At 71.6% G+C, this 15,617-nt stretch carries 13 protein-coding genes; 7 read left to right on the top strand and 6 right to left on the bottom strand.

Annotation, left to right across the window (positions count from 1 at the left end):
• Positions 1-72: 72 nt before the first annotated feature.
• Entirely contained in the window at positions 73-1,848 is a 1,776-nt protein-coding gene (locus ACZ5WE_RS09835) for a sensor histidine kinase (RefSeq protein ID WP_467684067.1), read from the bottom strand.
• Between the two features lie 282 nt (positions 1,849-2,130).
• On the bottom strand, positions 2,131-2,868 hold the full coding sequence (locus ACZ5WE_RS09830; protein ID WP_467684069.1) for a hypothetical protein: 738 nt from the start codon (positions 2,866-2,868) through the stop codon (positions 2,131-2,133).
• A gap of 180 nt (positions 2,869-3,048) precedes the next feature.
• Between ACZ5WE_RS09830 and ACZ5WE_RS09825 the strand changes: the two genes are divergently transcribed.
• Positions 3,049-3,447 (top strand): VOC family protein, encoded by a 399-nt coding sequence (locus ACZ5WE_RS09825; RefSeq protein WP_467684071.1) that lies wholly within the window; start codon positions 3,049-3,051, stop codon positions 3,445-3,447.
• A 67-nt stretch (positions 3,448-3,514) separates the two neighbouring features.
• On the opposite strand, the gene ACZ5WE_RS09820 is transcribed toward ACZ5WE_RS09825, so the two are convergent.
• The 3 genes from ACZ5WE_RS09820 to ACZ5WE_RS09810 form a co-directional block, all read right to left on the bottom strand.
• The gene (locus tag ACZ5WE_RS09820) at positions 3,515-3,763 is read right to left on the bottom strand and encodes a hypothetical protein (RefSeq protein ID WP_367039071.1); all 249 of its coding nucleotides are present in this window, start codon (positions 3,761-3,763) and stop codon (positions 3,515-3,517) included.
• 105 nt (positions 3,764-3,868) lie between these two features.
• The gene (locus ACZ5WE_RS09815) at positions 3,869-5,146 is read right to left on the bottom strand and encodes an MFS transporter (protein WP_467684073.1); all 1,278 of its coding nucleotides are present in this window, start codon (positions 5,144-5,146) and stop codon (positions 3,869-3,871) included.
• Positions 5,143-5,682 carry a GNAT family N-acetyltransferase gene (locus ACZ5WE_RS09810; protein ID WP_467684075.1) on the bottom strand — a complete coding sequence of 180 codons (540 nt, stop codon included), beginning with the start codon at positions 5,680-5,682 and terminating at the stop codon, positions 5,143-5,145. Before ACZ5WE_RS09810 ends, ACZ5WE_RS09815 begins: the two co-directional genes overlap by 4 nt.
• 26 nt (positions 5,683-5,708) lie before the next feature.
• On the opposite strand from ACZ5WE_RS09810, the gene ACZ5WE_RS09805 reads away from it, so the two are divergent.
• On the top strand, positions 5,709-6,239 hold the full coding sequence (locus ACZ5WE_RS09805; protein ID WP_467684077.1) for a CGNR zinc finger domain-containing protein: 531 nt from the start codon (positions 5,709-5,711) through the stop codon (positions 6,237-6,239).
• Between the two features lie 128 nt (positions 6,240-6,367).
• Positions 6,368-7,951, top strand: coding sequence for a phosphodiester glycosidase family protein (locus ACZ5WE_RS09800; RefSeq protein ID WP_467684079.1), 1,584 nt, complete (start codon positions 6,368-6,370; stop codon positions 7,949-7,951).
• Here the strand turns inward: ACZ5WE_RS09800 and ACZ5WE_RS09795 are convergent.
• Positions 7,941-9,239 carry a cytochrome P450 family protein gene (locus ACZ5WE_RS09795; protein ID WP_467684081.1) on the bottom strand — a complete coding sequence of 433 codons (1,299 nt, stop codon included), beginning with the start codon at positions 9,237-9,239 and terminating at the stop codon, positions 7,941-7,943. The two genes, ACZ5WE_RS09800 and ACZ5WE_RS09795, sit on opposite strands and share 11 nt — an antisense overlap.
• Positions 9,240-9,468: 229 nt before the next feature.
• Between ACZ5WE_RS09795 and ACZ5WE_RS09790 the strand changes: the two genes are divergently transcribed.
• The 4 genes from ACZ5WE_RS09790 (at position 9,469) to ACZ5WE_RS09775 (ending at position 15,595) form a co-directional block, all read left to right on the top strand.
• Positions 9,469-11,688, top strand: coding sequence for an NADP-dependent isocitrate dehydrogenase (locus ACZ5WE_RS09790; RefSeq protein ID WP_467684083.1), 2,220 nt, complete (start codon positions 9,469-9,471; stop codon positions 11,686-11,688).
• A gap of 98 nt (positions 11,689-11,786) precedes the next feature.
• Positions 11,787-12,314: a GNAT family N-acetyltransferase gene (locus tag ACZ5WE_RS09785; RefSeq protein WP_467684085.1), complete on the top strand. Its 528-nt coding sequence runs from the start codon at positions 11,787-11,789 to the stop codon at positions 12,312-12,314.
• A 174-nt stretch (positions 12,315-12,488) separates the two neighbouring features.
• Entirely contained in the window at positions 12,489-13,679 is a 1,191-nt protein-coding gene (locus ACZ5WE_RS09780) for an acyl-CoA dehydrogenase family protein (RefSeq protein WP_467684086.1), read from the top strand.
• A 530-nt stretch (positions 13,680-14,209) separates the two neighbouring features.
• Entirely contained in the window at positions 14,210-15,595 is a 1,386-nt protein-coding gene (locus ACZ5WE_RS09775) for an MFS transporter (protein WP_467684088.1), read from the top strand.
• The last annotated feature ends 22 nt before the right edge of the window (positions 15,596-15,617 follow it).

The raw sequence follows: 15,617 nt of genomic DNA, 5'->3' as shown, positions 1-15,617 counted from the left end.
GTCCCTCCAATCTCACGATTTCGAGCGGGGAAGGGGGCGCCAGAGCCCGGGCGCCGTGCGGGTGGCTTCGGTCTACTCGGTGGGCGGCGGCCCGGACTCGGGTGCCGCGGGGGAGCCGGGCACGTCGCCCGCTGCCCGCCGCGCGCGGTGGAAGGCACCGAAACGGGAACCGGCGTCACGCGGCGGAAGACCCGCGTCCCCGGCGAGCGCCCCGGCCCCGGCCGCGGCATCGGACGCCGCCCTGCGCTGCTCGCGCTCACGCTCCGCCTCGGCCATCGTGCGGCCGGGGGCGCGCACGGGCAGGCCGTTGGTCGTGGCGGCCGCGGGGCGGGAGTGCTCCGGCTGGGTCTGCGCGCCGGCGGGCCGCATGGGAGCGGCGGGCTGCTCCGGGGCGCCTTCCGGGGACGCGGGGATCTCAGCGCCCGCCGGTGCGGGCACTGCCGGGGCCTGCGCGGGCGCCGGTTCGACGCTGCGGGGGGCGATCTGCTGGGGAGCGGGGTCGCGCTGCTGGGCCATGAGCTGCGGGGGAAGGAGCACCACGACGCCCGTGCCGCCGCGCGAGGACGGACGGAAGTTGACGCTCATGCCGTACTTGGCGGCGAGGCGCCCCACCACCGCGAGGCCGAGCCGGGTGCCCTGCAGCGATGCCAGGTCCGTGACGTGCCCGGAGACCGACTCCTCCGCACGGCGCATCGCCGCGTCGGCCATCTTCAGGCCGCTGTCCTCGATCGTCACGACGATCCCGGCGCTGCGCTCCTCCACATAGACGTGCACCTCGTCGATGGGCGGGGAGAAGTTCGCCGCGTTGTCCATGAGTTCGGCCAGGACGTGCATGACGCCCTCCGCGGCGAACCCGGCGATCGCCACGGTCGTCGAGCAGTGCAGCCGCACCCGCTGATACGCGGAGATCCGGCCCACCGCACCCCGCAGGATGCTCTCCATGACGATCGGCTTGTTCCACGCGCGGCTGGAACGGCCGCCCATCAGCAGGGCGAGACGGTCGGTCATGAGACCCAGCTGCGACGTGCTGTGGTCCAGGCGCAGCAGATCGCCGAAGACCTCGACGCCGTGCCGCTCCTGCATGTCCCGCAGATCGGCGAGCATGCTCACGGACTTGGCCTGCACCCGGCTCAGCGCCTTGGCGGATGCCGCCTGCGCGGCCGCGGCACGCCGCTCGCTGTAGGCGAGCTCCCGTACGAACGATTCGGCGGGCACCCGCAGCAGGGGGTTGCGCGGCCACTCGAGACCGGCGAGGACCGTGTCCGCGGAAGCGCCCTCGCGCAGCCGCTCGATCGCGGTCGGCAGCGTCACCCCGGTCAGCTGGTCCAACTCCTCGGCTGCCTGGGCGAGTTGACCCTGAGCCTGGTCACGCCGGGACTCGGCGTCGGCCGCGTGCCGGACGGTCTCCTCCACCACGGACGCGAACACGTGGATGACCTGGCGCAGTTGCGGATCCGACGGCGGAGCCGTCTGCGCCAAGGTCTCACTCGCGCTCGTCCCGTCGCGCAGCCGTTTCACCACGGTCGGCAGCGTGACGTTCACCAGGTGCGCGGACTCGGCGCCCTGGCGTGCCAGCTGTGCCTTGAGGGACGCGGCCTCGGAGTGGTCCGCGGCGGCGGCGCCGCGGACCCGCTTGACGAGCAGGGAACTCGTCACGAGCGTGATCGCCAGACACAGCCAGCCGGTCAGGACCGAAGCCACCGTCCAGACCCGGGCATGGCCCGGCGCCATGACGCCCGCGATGGCACCGGCCGCGGCGGTCACCACCAGCACGACCACGGGCAGGGCCGACGCGGGTCGACGCGCCTTCTCTATTCGGTGCGGGCTGGGAGGAGCAGGCACGGGCATTCAGCGGTCCCTCGGTCCTTGAGTGCAGGTAAGCAACGAGCCGACCGATGTACGCATCGGTCGCGGGCCCAGTGGGAACGCCGAAGGGGACGGCGATCTTCCGGACCACACTTCGCGCCATGCTAGTCACCCCGCGGGGCGCGGAGGACAGGGAGGCGGAAGAGGCCGTCGCGAAGAGGCTTTCGTCGTGATCTCGCCCCTCGAACATGACGCCGTGGTAGAGGAGTTCGACTCCGCCTGGATGACCCCGCGGGGCGACTCCACACGGACGGTGACGGTGAATCAGTCGACCGCCGACGTCTCGGTGATCTCGTACGCCTCTAGGCCCCCCGTCGCGAGGAGATCCGCGACGCAGGCCGCCGAACCGCCGACGTACGTACTCACCAGATCGACGTCACCGGCCACGCACCAGGCGCGGTCATCGGGCCACCACAGGTCGGGCAGCTCCGGCACCCCCTCATCGGGGCCGCCCGGTGACGCGGGCGAGTCGGCGTCGTCCAGCGGCCCGGAGAGCAGGATCTCGTCGCGGCCCGGAGTGCGGAAGACGGGACAGCCGTCCCAGTTGTACTGGCCATACCCCTCCCAGAGTCCGTACCAGCAGCGATCAGGGGTGCGCGTGTGCCGGGAAAGGACGGAGATCAGGGTGCGGGCCACGCAGGCGGGGGTCGGGCCCTCGTCGGGGTGCTCGTCCCAGACGCCGGGGACGGCCGGGGTGTCGTCGTTGCGGTGGTGGAGGCGGCCCCCGAGCCCGATCAGCTCGTGCCAGCGCGTCCCCGCCGACACCTGACGGCCGTACACGGCGGCCACTTGGCCCCACCGCACCGGCTCACTGCCGAGCCAGGCCGGGTGGAGGATGCGCGCGTACGCGTCGAAGCCGGGCGCGCAGACCCCGGCGACCGTGCCGAACCCGTCGTCGTGGGGCGGGCGTTGCTCCAGCCAGCGTGCGGGCGAGAGGTCGCGTCGCTCGACGCGGAGACGGCCGTAGACGGACGGGTGCGGGCACTGGTCGACGAGGCGCATGCCCCCAGTGTCGCCCGCGGCGGCACGCCGCGCGTTCCACGCGGGATGCCGATTGAGTCGGGCCGAGCGGGGCACTCGGACAGTCGCGGCGTGGTCGGGTGGGACGGCCACCGCCTCTGTGCCGAGCTACGACGATGCATGCCGATCCATGTCGATCCATGCCGACAGAAGAGGGACCCCATGGGTGTGAAGAAGACCGCTGTCCTCGTCCTGGACTGTGCGAAGCCCGAGGAGCTCGCGGAGTTCTACGCGGGGTTGCTCGGAGCCACGGCCAGCATGGGCAACGACCCCGACTACGTCGAGGTCTACGACGGCCAGGGCATCTGCCTGGCGGTCCACCGGGACTACGGCTACGCGCCCCCGAGCTGGCCGCGGCCGGAAGACGCCCAGCAGGCGCACCTCAGGATTCTGGTGGACCGCGGCGACATAGACGAGGCGGAGCGCGAGGCCATCGGCCTGGGCGCCCGGCCCGTGGACACCAAGGACAACTCCGGCCCCAGGGACACCCGGACCTACAGCGACCCGGCGGGCCACTCGTTCACCCTCGCCGTGTCCGCCGAGCCGAGGCCGCCCCGCTGAGCGTGCGCCGGCGGGGGCTGCCTCGCGGACTCCGACGACCCCATCTTCAGTCGGCGGTGACTCCCGCTCAGTCGGCGGGCTCGTCCGGCACCGGCTGGTCCGGGCGCACGCCGCCCGAGTGCGGTGCGCCGCGCCGGCCGGTGCCCGCCTCGTCCGTGTCCGGCACGTCGTCGTCGGCGTCCGGGGCGTTGCCCGTGGTGGCCGACTCGTCGTCAGGCTCCCAGTGGTCCTCCTCGTCCGAGGCCTGCTGATCGGGCAGATCCCTCGGTACGGGAGTCTCGTCCTCACCCCGGGTCTCGGGCAGCTCCTCGCTCACGGTGATCCCTCCAGTCCTTGTCACTTCGTTCCGCGTGGTCTCACGGCGGCTTCTGCTGCGCAGGCGCGGCTACCCGCCGTGGTGGCGCCGACACCTCGTACTGCTTCACGGTGGACCGCAGCCGCCGTATCGGCCACACGAGCGGGGCCGGTTGCCCGGCCGTGCCCGGGCGGAGACGGACAGGGCGAGGGCGGTCATCGCAGAGAGAAGTCCCCAGACGGGTACGAAGCTGTCGGTGAGGTCCTTGAGCAGGCCGAGCACCGGTGGCATCACCACGATGGCGATCTGGTTGACGGACATGGCGAGACCGAGGGCGAACCCCGTCCGGCCCGGCGGAGCCGATTCGGTCACGTGGGCGACCCAGGGGCCGTACCAGCCGTAGCCGAAGAAGCCGAGCCACACGAGCGTGCAGCAGGCGACGGCGGGTGACCGGCCCAGCGGCGTCATCAGCACGGCCATCGCGGCTGTCACGGCGGCCATGCACAGGACGAGTGAGCCGTACCGCCCGTACCTGCTCCGGTCGCTCCAGGCCGCCAGGGCGACACGGCCGACGACGCCCGCACCCTGGACCGCCACCAGGACAAGTGCCGCGGTCCCGGGTCCGACGGACGCCGTCTCGTGCAGGTACAGCACCGTCATGACGCCCGCGCCGTACTGCACCGAGATCAGGCTCGACCCGGAGAGCATGATCCGCACCATGAACGGTTCACGGAGCATCCGCAGCCGTGCGCCGAGCTGCGACCTGAGCGACTCCCGTGGCCCGGGGCCCCGGGGAGCGGCGGCGACTGGTGGGACGGGCGGCCTGCGGTAGAACCCCATGAAGAGACCGGCCCCGACGAGCGCGACGAGCCCGCCTGTCACGAGCGTGGCCCGCCAGCCGTGCGCCTCGGCGATGAAAGGCAGCGCGGCCGAGGCCAGCGCGGCGCCCAGCGGCAGCCCCGCCTGGCGGATGCCCATGGCCAGGCCCCGTTGGGACGTGTCGAACCACGACGCCACCGATTTACTGCCGCCGGGCTGCACGGTGCTGTAGCCCGCGCCGACGAACAACAGCGTCAGGAGCAGGGACAGATACCCCGGTGCCGCGCTTCCCGCCAGCAGGCCCGCGGCGACCACGCCCGCGCCCGCCCCGACGACCCAGCGCTCGTTGCGGCGGTCGAGGAGCTCCCCGGCCACCAGCAGCCCGACCAGCGGGACCAACTGGGCCGCCGAGACCAGCAGGCCCAACTGGACCGTGTTCAGGTGCAGGTCACGCTGCAGATGGATGCCCATCGCCCCGATGCCCTGCACGAAGAAGCCGGCCGCGGCCTGGGTGAAGGTGGCGATGCCGAGGATGACCCACCGGTAGCGCCACGCGCTGTGCGCCACCTCGGGGAGGGCGGTCACGGGCGCCAATACAGGGCGGGATCGGGATGGTTGACGAAACCGAGGTCGCGGTAGAGCGGCTCGCCCTCGTGGGAGGCGTACAGGTCCACGCGGGCCACCTCGCGTTCCCGGAACCAGTCGAGCAGGCCGTGCATGAGCGAGCGGCTGTGCCCGCGCCGACGGTGCGCCGGGTCGGTGACCACGCCGATCACAAGACCGACCCGGCCGCTCAGCAGGTGCGGGCCCGGCAGCCGCTGCTCGACCGAGCCGATGGCACACGCGGCCAGGTCGCTGTTGTCGTCGTTGTCGTGGTCCACGACGAGGATCCGCGTGTTCCCCCTGGCCAACTGGCTTTTCAGGACGACGGCCAGGTCATCGCGCCAACTGGCGTCTGCCGATGACGGGTTGAAGTAGTCGCCGCCGAGTTCTTCGAAGAGCAGAGCCCGCAGGCGCACGAGCTCCGCGATGTCGTCCTGCGTCGCCGGGCGTATGCCGACGGAGTCCTCGACGTCGACGGGGCCTTCGATGCCGCTGGGGTCTCCGGTGCGTTGTGACATGCCGATCAGCCTGGTGTAATGGTCTTGTGCACCTCAACCCTTACGGCGAGGACGTCGTGAATCTGGCCGCCGACCTCGCCAACCGGCGCCCGGAGACCGCCGTTGAGCTCGCGGACCGCTGCCGCGCCGCCGGACTCGTGCTGGAGCGGCCCGTCGCACCGGAGGACCTCGACCGCACCCACGACGCGCTGGACGAGTGGGAGAAGGTCGTCGACGCGACCGACGAGGAGGAGCGCGCCGAGCTGCTCAACCAGATGCTGGCGGCCTCCGCCGCCCACCCCCGGCTCACCGACCACGCCGGCTCGGGCTGGCACCTGCACTACCGCGACGACCGGCAGCCGCTCGGCGCCCTGCTGTTCCAGCTGATCTCCGTCGGCACGGCGCTGCACCTTGCCGGGCGCGGCATGCATCGGCTCCGGCGGTGCGCCGTCATCGAGTGCGCCACGATCTTCGCCGACACCTCACGCACCGGACTGCAGCGCTACTGCTCCCAGCGGTGCGCCAACCGCGACGCGGTCCGCAGGCACCGGGCGCGCTCCACGGGCCGGGACGACTGACTCCGGCCCCGGAACGCGGGGAACGGGGCCTGTTCTCCGGCCGGACTTCTGGTATTCACTCCTGGGATCGATCACCGTCCGCGCGCTCGCGTTCGCTGCGGGTGCACCTACGCGACCCAGGAGTTCCCGTGGCCCATGCACGCCGTCCGTTCAGAGCCGCAGCGAAGGCGTCGGTGGTGGCCGTCGCCGCCGCGGGGCTCCTCGCCCCCGGTGTCGTCGTCGACCGCTACGGGGACACCGCGACCGCCGCCCCGTCAACTGCCGCTGTCCCGGGGCCGATCGCCGACTGGCGGCACGACCGCCTGGCCGCCGGGGTCGACCTGTACCGGGGGACCGTCTCGGGGCGCCCCGGCGCCGACCACTGGACGGTCACTGTGCGGGCGAACGGCGCTCACCTCGCCGCCGAGCGGGACGCGGAGGCGCTGGCCGAGCGGGTGCGCGCGGCCGGGTTCGCCGCGCGTGCCGAGGCGGTCTCGTGGCCGCGGGGTTCTGACCGGGCCGGCGTGGTCGGGGTGCGGGTACGGGTGGGGGCGTACGACGCGCGGACCGAGGCCGACGCCCAGCGGCAGGCGCTCGCCTCCGCCGGGTTCGACGCGGTGAGCGAGTGGACAGGCGCCGACGGTGTGCCCGGCACCGGAGTCGCCCGGGTCAAGGTGGCGATCGTCGACCCGAAGCGCTACGGCGGTGCGATGAAGGGCACGTACGGCACGGGTGTGGCCGGTCGCGAGACGGTGAGCGCCATGGCCGCGGGCGACGACGCCCTGCTCGGCGTCAACGCGGGCTTCTTCGTCATGGAGGGCAAGGACGGGGTGCCGGGCGCGGCAGCCGGCATCGCCGCGTACCGCGGGGAGTTGCAGAGCGCGGCGACCAACGGCCGGATCGCGGCGGTGCTGCGTGGCGACGGTCTGCGTCCGGAGTTCAAGAAGCTGAGCACGGAACTCCGGGTCCGCGCGGGATCGGCGTCCGCGGTCGTGGACGGCGTGAACCGTGCCCCGGGTCTGGTCCGCAACTGCGGCGGTGTCGGCGGCGATTCTCCGACCGAGCGTCCGCAGCACGACGTGACCTGCACCGACCCCGACGAGATCGTGAAGTTCACCGACGAGCTCGGCGCGAACACCCCGGCGGGCGAGGGATTGGAGGCGGTGCTCGACGCGAGCGGGCGCGTACGGGAGGTGCGTGCGCGCGGCGGCGCAGTGCCGGAAGGCGGCAGCGTCCTCGCGGGCATCGGCTCCGGCGCCACCTGGCTGCGTACGCACGCGAAGCAGACAAGCGCGATGAAGCTACGGGAACGCATCCTGGACGAGCGCGGCCGAGAGCTGAAGCTCGGCCCCGAGGGCGACATCGTCAACGGAGGCCCCGAGCTGGTGCGCGGCGGCAAGGTCGCGGTGAACTACGCCGCTGACGGCATCGAGCGCGCCGGCGACCGCTCCTTCGCCTACACCTGGGGCATCAAGCGCAACCCGCGCCTGCTGCTTGGCGTCGACGGTCAGGGCCGTGTGCTCCTGGTCGCCGCGGACGGCAGGCAGCCCGGCCACAGCGACGGGTTCGGCCTCGGCGAAGGCGCGGAACTGATGAAGTCGCTCGGCGCGGTCCACGCCATGGCCCTGGACGGCGGCGGTTCGGTCACGATGACGGTGAACGGCAAGGTGATCAACTCCCCGTCGGACGGCACCGAGCGCCCGGTGGGGGACGCGCTGCTGCTCACGCGTTGACCGCTGTCCGGGCGGACACGGGAGCGGTGGTGACGGGAGCGGTGGTGACGGGGGCGTGGCGCGGGCCGCGGACCAAGAGGCCCGGTCTGTACGGGAGGTGAGCCGGGTCTGCGATCAGGCGGAGGTGGGGGAACGTCGTCAGGAGCCGGGGGAGCGCGATCGTCGCCTCCAGGCGGGCCAGCCGTGAGCCGAGGCAGAAGTGCGGTCCGTGGCCGAAGGCGGCGTGCGGCGCCGTGCGCGCATCACCGGGCCCTGGCGCATAGCGGCCCGGACGGAAGGCGTCCGGCTCCGGGAAGTGCCGGGGGTCGCGGTTGGCGGCGGCGAGTACCGCGAGGACGGAGGCGCCCGCGGGTATGAGCACGCCCTCGCCGAGGTCCACCTCCTCGGTCGTGTGCCGCCAGGTCGTGCCCTCCAGCGGGCTGGCGTGCCGCAGCGTCTCCTCCACGACGGCGGGCCAGCGCGTGGCATCACGGCGCGCGGCCGCCAGCTCCTCGGGGTGGGTGAGCAGCAGCAGCGACGCCGACGCGAGGAGGTTCATCGTGGTCTCGTAGCCCGCGAACAGGAGGAGGAACGCCATGGCGAGCAGCTCCCCGTCGTCGAGGCCGCCCTCTGTCGCGTCCTGCGTGAGCGCGCTGAAGAGATCGGAGCCGGGCGCGCGCCGCTTGCGGGCGATCAGCTCGGTGAAGTAGCCGTACAGACCGGTCCACGCCTCGTCCACCGCGCCCGGCTCCAGCGCGTCGGCGGGGGAGCCGACCCGGTACGTCCAGTCCCGCAGATCCGCCCGGTCGGCTTCCGGCACCCCGAGCACCTCACCGATCACCAGGACCGGGAGGGGGAAGGCGAAGGCGTCCACCAGGTCCACGCTCCCCTCGCGCCGCAGCCGCAGCTCCATCTCCCGCAGGAGCCCGGCGGTCAGCTCCTCGACGCGCTGTCGCAGCGCGTCGACGCGGCGCGGGGCGAACGCGGCGGTGGTCAGCCGCCGCAGCCGGGTGTGATCCGGGGCGTCGGAGTTGAGCATGTGCCGGCTGAGGCAGGCGCGGGCGCCCTGTGCGGGCGAGTCACCCTTCGGCCGCCCCGCTCCCTGCGGGGGCACGTTCGAGAAGCGGGGGTCGGCAAGGACGGCCCGCGTCCGCTCGTATCCGGTGACGAGCCAGGCGTGTGTCCCGTTGGCGAGCGGGACCCGTACGGCCGGCCCCCGGTCGCGCAGGCGCGCGTAGTACGGAAACGGGTCGCGCGCGAAGGCGGGATCCGCGGGGTCCAGGGGAGCGATGTCCGGGGGAGCGATCACCCGCTCATCCTCGCCGCGGCGGCCCCGCCACGGCGGTCGGCCCCGGTGCCAGGAACGACGGCCAGTACCTGTGGGAACCCAACAGCAACCATCAGTAGACACCCACCTCACGGAACGTGAGGCGAGCTACGGGCTGTCACGCCTCAGAACCGGGGCCGCTTCGTGGAAGGGGGCGATCACGAGATATCTTGATGTCGAGCAATGTTGCAGACGTGGAGCGGAGCACCCGGTGACTGACTCGACCATCATTTACACCCAGACCGACGAGGCCCCGGCCCTCGCGACGTATTCGTTCTTGCCGGTGGTCAGGGCCTACGCCTCGACGGCAGGGGTCGCCGTGGAGAGCCGTGACATCTCCCTGGCGGGGCGCATCATCGCTCTCTTCCCCGAGTTCCTCGAGGAGAGCCAGCGCATCGATGACGCACTCGCCGAGCTGGGCGAGCTGGCCAAGACGCCCGGCGCGAACATCATCAAGCTGCCGAACATCTCGGCCTCGACCCCGCAGCTGAAGGCGGCCGTCGCCGAGCTCCAGTCGCAGGGCTACGCGCTGCCGAACTACCCGGAGGACCCGAAGACCGACGCGGAGAAGGACATCCGCGCCCGTTACGACAAGGTCAAGGGCAGTGCCGTCAACCCGGTCCTGCGCGAGGGCAACTCCGACCGCCGCGCCCCGGCCTCGGTGAAGAACTACGCCAAGGCGCACCCGCACCGCATGGGCGCCTGGACGGCCGACTCGAAGACGAACGTCGCCACCATGGGTGTGGACGACTTCCGCTCCACCGAGAAGTCCGCGACCATCGCCGAGGCCGACACGCTGCGCATCGAGTTCACGGGTGAGGACGGCAGCACCACGGTCCTGCGTGAGTCCGTACCGGTCCTCGCGGGCGAGGTCGTCGACACCTCCGTCATGCGTGTGGGTCCGCTGCGTGAGTTCCTCACCGCGCAGATCGCCAAGGCCAAGGCCGACGGTGTGCTGTTCTCCGTGCACCTGAAGGCCACGATGATGAAGGTCTCCGACCCGATCATCTTCGGCCACGTCGTGCGCGCCTTCTTCCCCAAGACGTTCGCCGCGTACGGCGAGGCGCTCGCCGGCGCGGGCCTGAGCCCGAACGACGGTCTCGGCGGCATCCTCAACGGCCTCGACGCGCTGCCCGAGGGCGAGCAGATCAAGGCGTCCTTCGAGGCCGAGCTCGCCGAGGGCCCGGAGCTCGCGATGGTCGACTCCACCAAGGGCATCACCAACCTGCACGTGCCCTCCGACGTCATCGTCGACGCCTCGATGCCCGCGATGATCCGCACCTCCGGCCACATGTGGGGCCCGGACGACGGCGAGCACGACACCCTCGCGGTGCTGCCCGACTCCAGCTACGCCGGCGTGTACCAGGTCGTCATCGACGACTGCCGCGCCAACGGCGCTTTCGACCCGTCGACGATGGGCTCGGTGCCCAACGTCGGCCTCATGGCGCAGAAGGCGGAGGAGTACGGCAGCCACGACAAGACCTTCGAGCTCGCCGCGCCCGGCACGGTGCGCGTCCTGAACGAGGCCGGCGACGTCGTCCTGGAGCAGGCCGTCTCCACCGGCGACATCTTCCGGATGTGCCAGGCCAAGGACGCCCCGATCCGCGACTGGGTCAAGCTGGCCGTCAACCGCGCCCGCGCGACCGGCTCGCCGGCTGTGTTCTGGCTGGACGAGACCCGCGCGCACGACGCGCAGCTCATCGAGAAGGTCAAGGCGTACCTGCCCGAGCACGACACCGACGGCCTGCAGATCGAGATCATGTCGCCGGTGGACGCGACGGCGTTCTCCCTGGAGCGCATCCGCCGCGGCGAGGACACCATCTCGGTGACCGGCAACGTGCTCCGTGACTACCTCACCGACCTGTTCCCGATCCTGGAGCTCGGCACCAGCGCCAAGATGCTCTCGATCGTTCCGCTCATGAACGGCGGCGGCCTCTTCGAGACGGGCGCGGGCGGCTCCGCCCCCAAGCACGTCCAGCAGCTGGTCCGCGAGAACTACCTGCGCTGGGACAGCCTGGGCGAGTTCCTCGCCCTGGCCTCCAGCTTCGAGCACCTCGCGCAGACCACGGACAACGCCAGCGCCCAGGTCCTTGCCGACACCCTCGACCGTGCGACGGCGACCTTCCTGGAGCAGGACAAGTCGCCGACCCGTCGCGTCGGCGGCATCGACAACCGCGGCAGCCACTTCTACCTGGCCATGTACTGGGCCCAGGAGCTGGCCAAGCAGACCGCGGACGCGGAGCTCGCCAAGGAGTTCGCCCCGCTGGCCAAGACGCTGGTCGAGCAGGAGCAGACGATCGTCGACGAGCTGAACGGCGTCCAGGGCTCGCCCGCCGACATCGGCGGCTACTACCAGCCCGACGAGGCCAAGGCGGCGTCCGTCATGCGCCCGTCCGCCACGCTGAACAAGGCGCTCGGCCTTCTCGGCTGAGGCGACTTCGGCTGACACAGGTCCGCCCCGGCAGCGAACTCGCTGCCGGGGCGGACCTGTTCGCGCGTGCGGCGGGCGGGTCCGGCAGGATCGGGCCCATGTCGCGATCACCGAGCATGTTCCCCTGGCCCGCCACCCTCACCACGGACCGTCTCGTCCTGCGCCCGATCGAGGCCGGCGACATCCCCGCCATGGTGCGGCTCTGGACGGACACGGACGTCCGCCGCCACCTCGGCGGGCCGGTCGACAAGGAGACACTTCGCGTGCGCGAGCAGCACTGCGTCGGTGTGCGCGGCGCCTTCAGCGTGACGCTGTGCACGGACGGCTCGGTGATCGGCGGGCTGCAGCTGGAACCCGACTCGCGTCGTGCCGGGCGGACCGAGGTGTCGTACCAACTGCTGCCCGAACACTGGGGGTTCGGATACGGCCGTGAGGCCGTCACCGCCGCCGTCGCCTGGGTGCGTGAAGCGACCACCCCCGGCGGTTCGGAGGTGGTCGCGGTCACGCAGGAGGCCGACACCCGGTCGCGCCGGCTGCTCGAGTCGATCGGCATGGAGCAGACGGAGGCCTTCGTCGAATGGGGCGCGGCGCAGGTTCTGTACTCCGCGGGTGGCCCGGGGGCCTAGCCGAACGCGCCGGGCTTGCGGGCGCCGGGCCGGACGCCGAACCATCTGCCGCCCACGCGCGCGCAGCGCACGGCGCTTCCGTCACCGCCATTCCCTATTTCTGAAACGCGTTCTACTGTGTGCGCCGTCAAGCCCAAGCCCAAGCCCGGAGAGCCAGCGAAAGCAGGAGGGGCCGTGCACCTCGAATACACGCCTGAGCAGCGGCAGTTGCGCACCGAACTGCGCACGTACTTCGCCGAGCTGGTGCCCGACAACGCGTACGCCCGGTACGCCGACCCCGCCGCGCAGAAGCAGTTCTACCGGGAGACCATCCGCCGCCTCGGCACCGACGGCTGGCTCGGCGTCGGCTGGCCCAAGGAGTACGGCGGGCGCGGGCTCTCCCCGATGGAGCAGTTCATCTTCTTCGACGAGGCCGCCCAGGCCGGCGTCCCGCTGCCTCTGATGGCCCTGAACACCGTCGGGCCGACTCTGATGCAGTTCGGCACTCAGGAGCAGAAGGCGTTCTTCCTGCCGAAGATCCTCTCCGGCGAACTCGACTTCGCGATCGGCTACAGCGAGCCGGACGCGGGCACCGACCTCGCGGCGCTCAAGACCAAGGCGGTCCGCGAGGGAGACGAGGCCACCGGCCACTACACGGTCAACGGCCAGAAGATCTGGACCACGAACGGAGACACCGCCGACTGGGTCTGGCTCGCCGTCCGCACCGACCCAAAGGCCCCGCCCCACAAGGGCATCACCATGCTCCTCGTGCCGACCTCCGACCCCGGCTACTCCTGCACCATCATCAACACCCTTGCCTCGCACGACACCACGGCGAGCTACTACGAGAACATCCGCGTGCCCGCCTCGCGCCGCGTGGGCGAGGAGAACAAGGGCTGGCGGCTCATCACCAACCAGCTCAACCACGAACGCGTCACGCTCGCCGCGCACGGCACCATGGCCATCCGCGCCTTCCACAACGTGCAGCGCTGGGCCGCCGACACCAAGCTCGCCGACGGCCGCCGCGTCATCGACCTCGGCTGGGTGCGCGGGCGTCTGGCAAGGACGCACACCAAGCTGGACGCGATGAAGCTCCTCAACTGGCAGATGGTGAACGCCGTCCAGGAGGGCACCCTCACCCCCCAGGACGCCTCCGCCGTGAAGGTGTACGGCTCCGAGGCGCGCAGGGACGCGTACGCCTGGCTCATGGAAGTCGTCGGCGCGGCAGGCTCGCTCAAGGAAGGCTCCGCGGGCGCGGTCCTCCACGGAGAGCTGGAGCGCGGCTACCGCAGCGCCGTCATCTTCACCTTCGGCGGCGGCAACAACGAGATCCAGCGCGAGATCATCTCCTGGATAGGCCTGGGGATGCCACGGGTACGCCGCTGACCCGTGCGACCGGTGCTCGCGTTCCTGGCGGCGTTTCCACCAGCTGCTGCCTGCCCTCGCTCCCATGACGAGGGAGCCGCTCAACAGACCCGCCAGCGCACTCAGGACGAGTAGCGCCACCAGAGGCTGCCACCAGTCCGTGCGCAGCCACGGCAACAGCACCCGGCCGATCCAGCCGATGCTCGTGCACTCCGTCCTGCATTCCTTCGTGCCGAAAAGCGCGCCCCGCCAGATGGTCACACAGCCCACAGCGGCGAGCGCTACCGCAAGCCGAGGCGGGCAGGAGCCTCCGTCGCCAGCCCCATGCCGCGAAGGAGACGAGCAAGCACGGCGAGCGTGAAATGCCTGTGTGGTCGGCAGTGCTCTGCGCGGCGGCCGCCCCGGGCGCAGCTGTTACGCCCGGATGTATTGACACGGCCCGAGGGGCGGGCGAGCATCACTGCCACGTTAATTAACTATCTAGTGCGTTAACTACGTCCCCTCGCAGCCCGCCCCGCTCGCGGCCGGGCTGCTCTCCCCGAGGAGTTCACGTGTCCGCTCACCCGCAGGCCGACCAGCCTTCGGCCCCGCCGCCGCAGGGCAAGCCGCAGGGCAGGCCGCGCAAGGCCGCCTTCGCCGCCTGGATCGGCAGCGCCCTTGAGTACTACGACTTCTTCATCTACGGCAGCGCCGCGGCCCTCGTCTTCCCCAAGGTCTTCTTCGACCCGGACGACCCGGCCACCGCCACCCTCATCTCCCTTGCGACCTTCGGCGTCGCCTACGCCGCCCGTCCCCTCGGAGCTCTCGTCCTCGGCCACTTCGGTGACCGGCTCGGCCGCCGGAAGATCATGGTCTGGACGCTGATCCTGATGGGTCTGTCCACCTTCCTCATCGGCTGTCTGCCCACGTACGCGCAGGTCGGCACCGTCGCTCCGGTGCTGCTCGTCCTGATGCGGGTGTTCCAGGGCCTGTCAGCGGCCGGTGAGCAGGCCAGTGCCAACGCGATGACGCTGGAACATGCGCCGGAACACCGGCGCGGCTACTACACGAGCTTCACCCTCAACGGGACCCAGGCCGGTCAGCTCCTCGCGACCCTGGTGTTCCTGCCGGTCGCCGCGCTCCCGGACGAGCAGCTCCACAGCTGGGGCTGGCGCATTCCGTTCCTGCTGAGCGCCCTCGTCGCGGTCGCCGGATACGTCATCCGCCGCACCCTCGACGAGACCCCGGTCTTCCAACAGGTCTCCGCCGACCGGAAGGTGGCCAAGATGCCGCTGGCGGAGCTGCTCAGGGACCACTGGGCAGACGTACTGCGCGTGGTCGCCGCCGCGCTGATCGCGACGGTCAGCACGATCTTCTCCGTCTGGGCCCTCTCGTACGCCACGAGTGACGCGGTCGGCCTCGACAAGACCGGCATGCTCTGGGTCGCCGGCAGCGCCAACGCGGTGGCGCTGCTCGCCATTCCGCTCTGGGCCAAGCTGTCGGACCGGATCGGCCGCAAGCCCGTCTTCCTCGTCGGGGCGCTGGGCAGCGGGGGCATGATCTTCGTCTACCTCTGGGCGATCTCCACCGGCAGCTACCCGCTGGTCTTCGTCACCGGAGTGCTGCTCTTCGGTGTCGTCTACAGCGCGGCCAACGGCATCTGGCCCTCGTTCTACGGCGAGATGTTCCCCGCCAGGGTCCGCCTCTCCGGCATGGCCATCGGCACCCAGATCGGCTTCGCCATCGCGGGCTTCGCGGTCACCTTCGCGGCACAGATCGACGGTCCCGACGGCGACGGCTGGCTCGGCGTCGCGATCTTCACCGCGGCCTTCTGCGCGATCTGCGCGATCGCCGTGACCACGGGGCGCGAGACGCACCGTGTGCCCACGGCCGAGCTGGGGCTGCGCACCGGGGACGAGAAGGCGCCGACGACGCAGCCCGAGGCCGCCGCTCTCTGAGCCTTTCCCCCTGCCGCGACCT

The organism is Streptomyces sp. NPDC033180 (assembly GCF_055577645.1).
Note: the sequence above shows the minus strand (reverse complement) of the source record. Positions and strands in the feature narration are given on the sequence as shown.

What these genes read in the sequence shown, in the direction of transcription:
- ACZ5WE_RS09835 (WP_467684067.1), bottom strand. Translation starts at nt 1,848, where the DNA reads ATGCCCGTGCCTGCTCCTCCCAGCCCGCACCGAATAGAGAAGGCGCGT.
- ACZ5WE_RS09830 (WP_467684069.1), bottom strand. Translation starts at nt 2,868, where the DNA reads ATGCGCCTCGTCGACCAGTGCCCGCACCCGTCCGTCTACGGCCGTCTC.
- ACZ5WE_RS09825 (WP_467684071.1), top strand. Translation starts at nt 3,049, where the DNA reads ATGGGTGTGAAGAAGACCGCTGTCCTCGTCCTGGACTGTGCGAAGCCC.
- ACZ5WE_RS09810 (WP_467684075.1), bottom strand. Translation starts at nt 5,682, where the DNA reads ATGTCACAACGCACCGGAGACCCCAGCGGCATCGAAGGCCCCGTCGAC.
- ACZ5WE_RS09785 (WP_467684085.1), top strand. Translation starts at nt 11,787, where the DNA reads ATGTCGCGATCACCGAGCATGTTCCCCTGGCCCGCCACCCTCACCACG.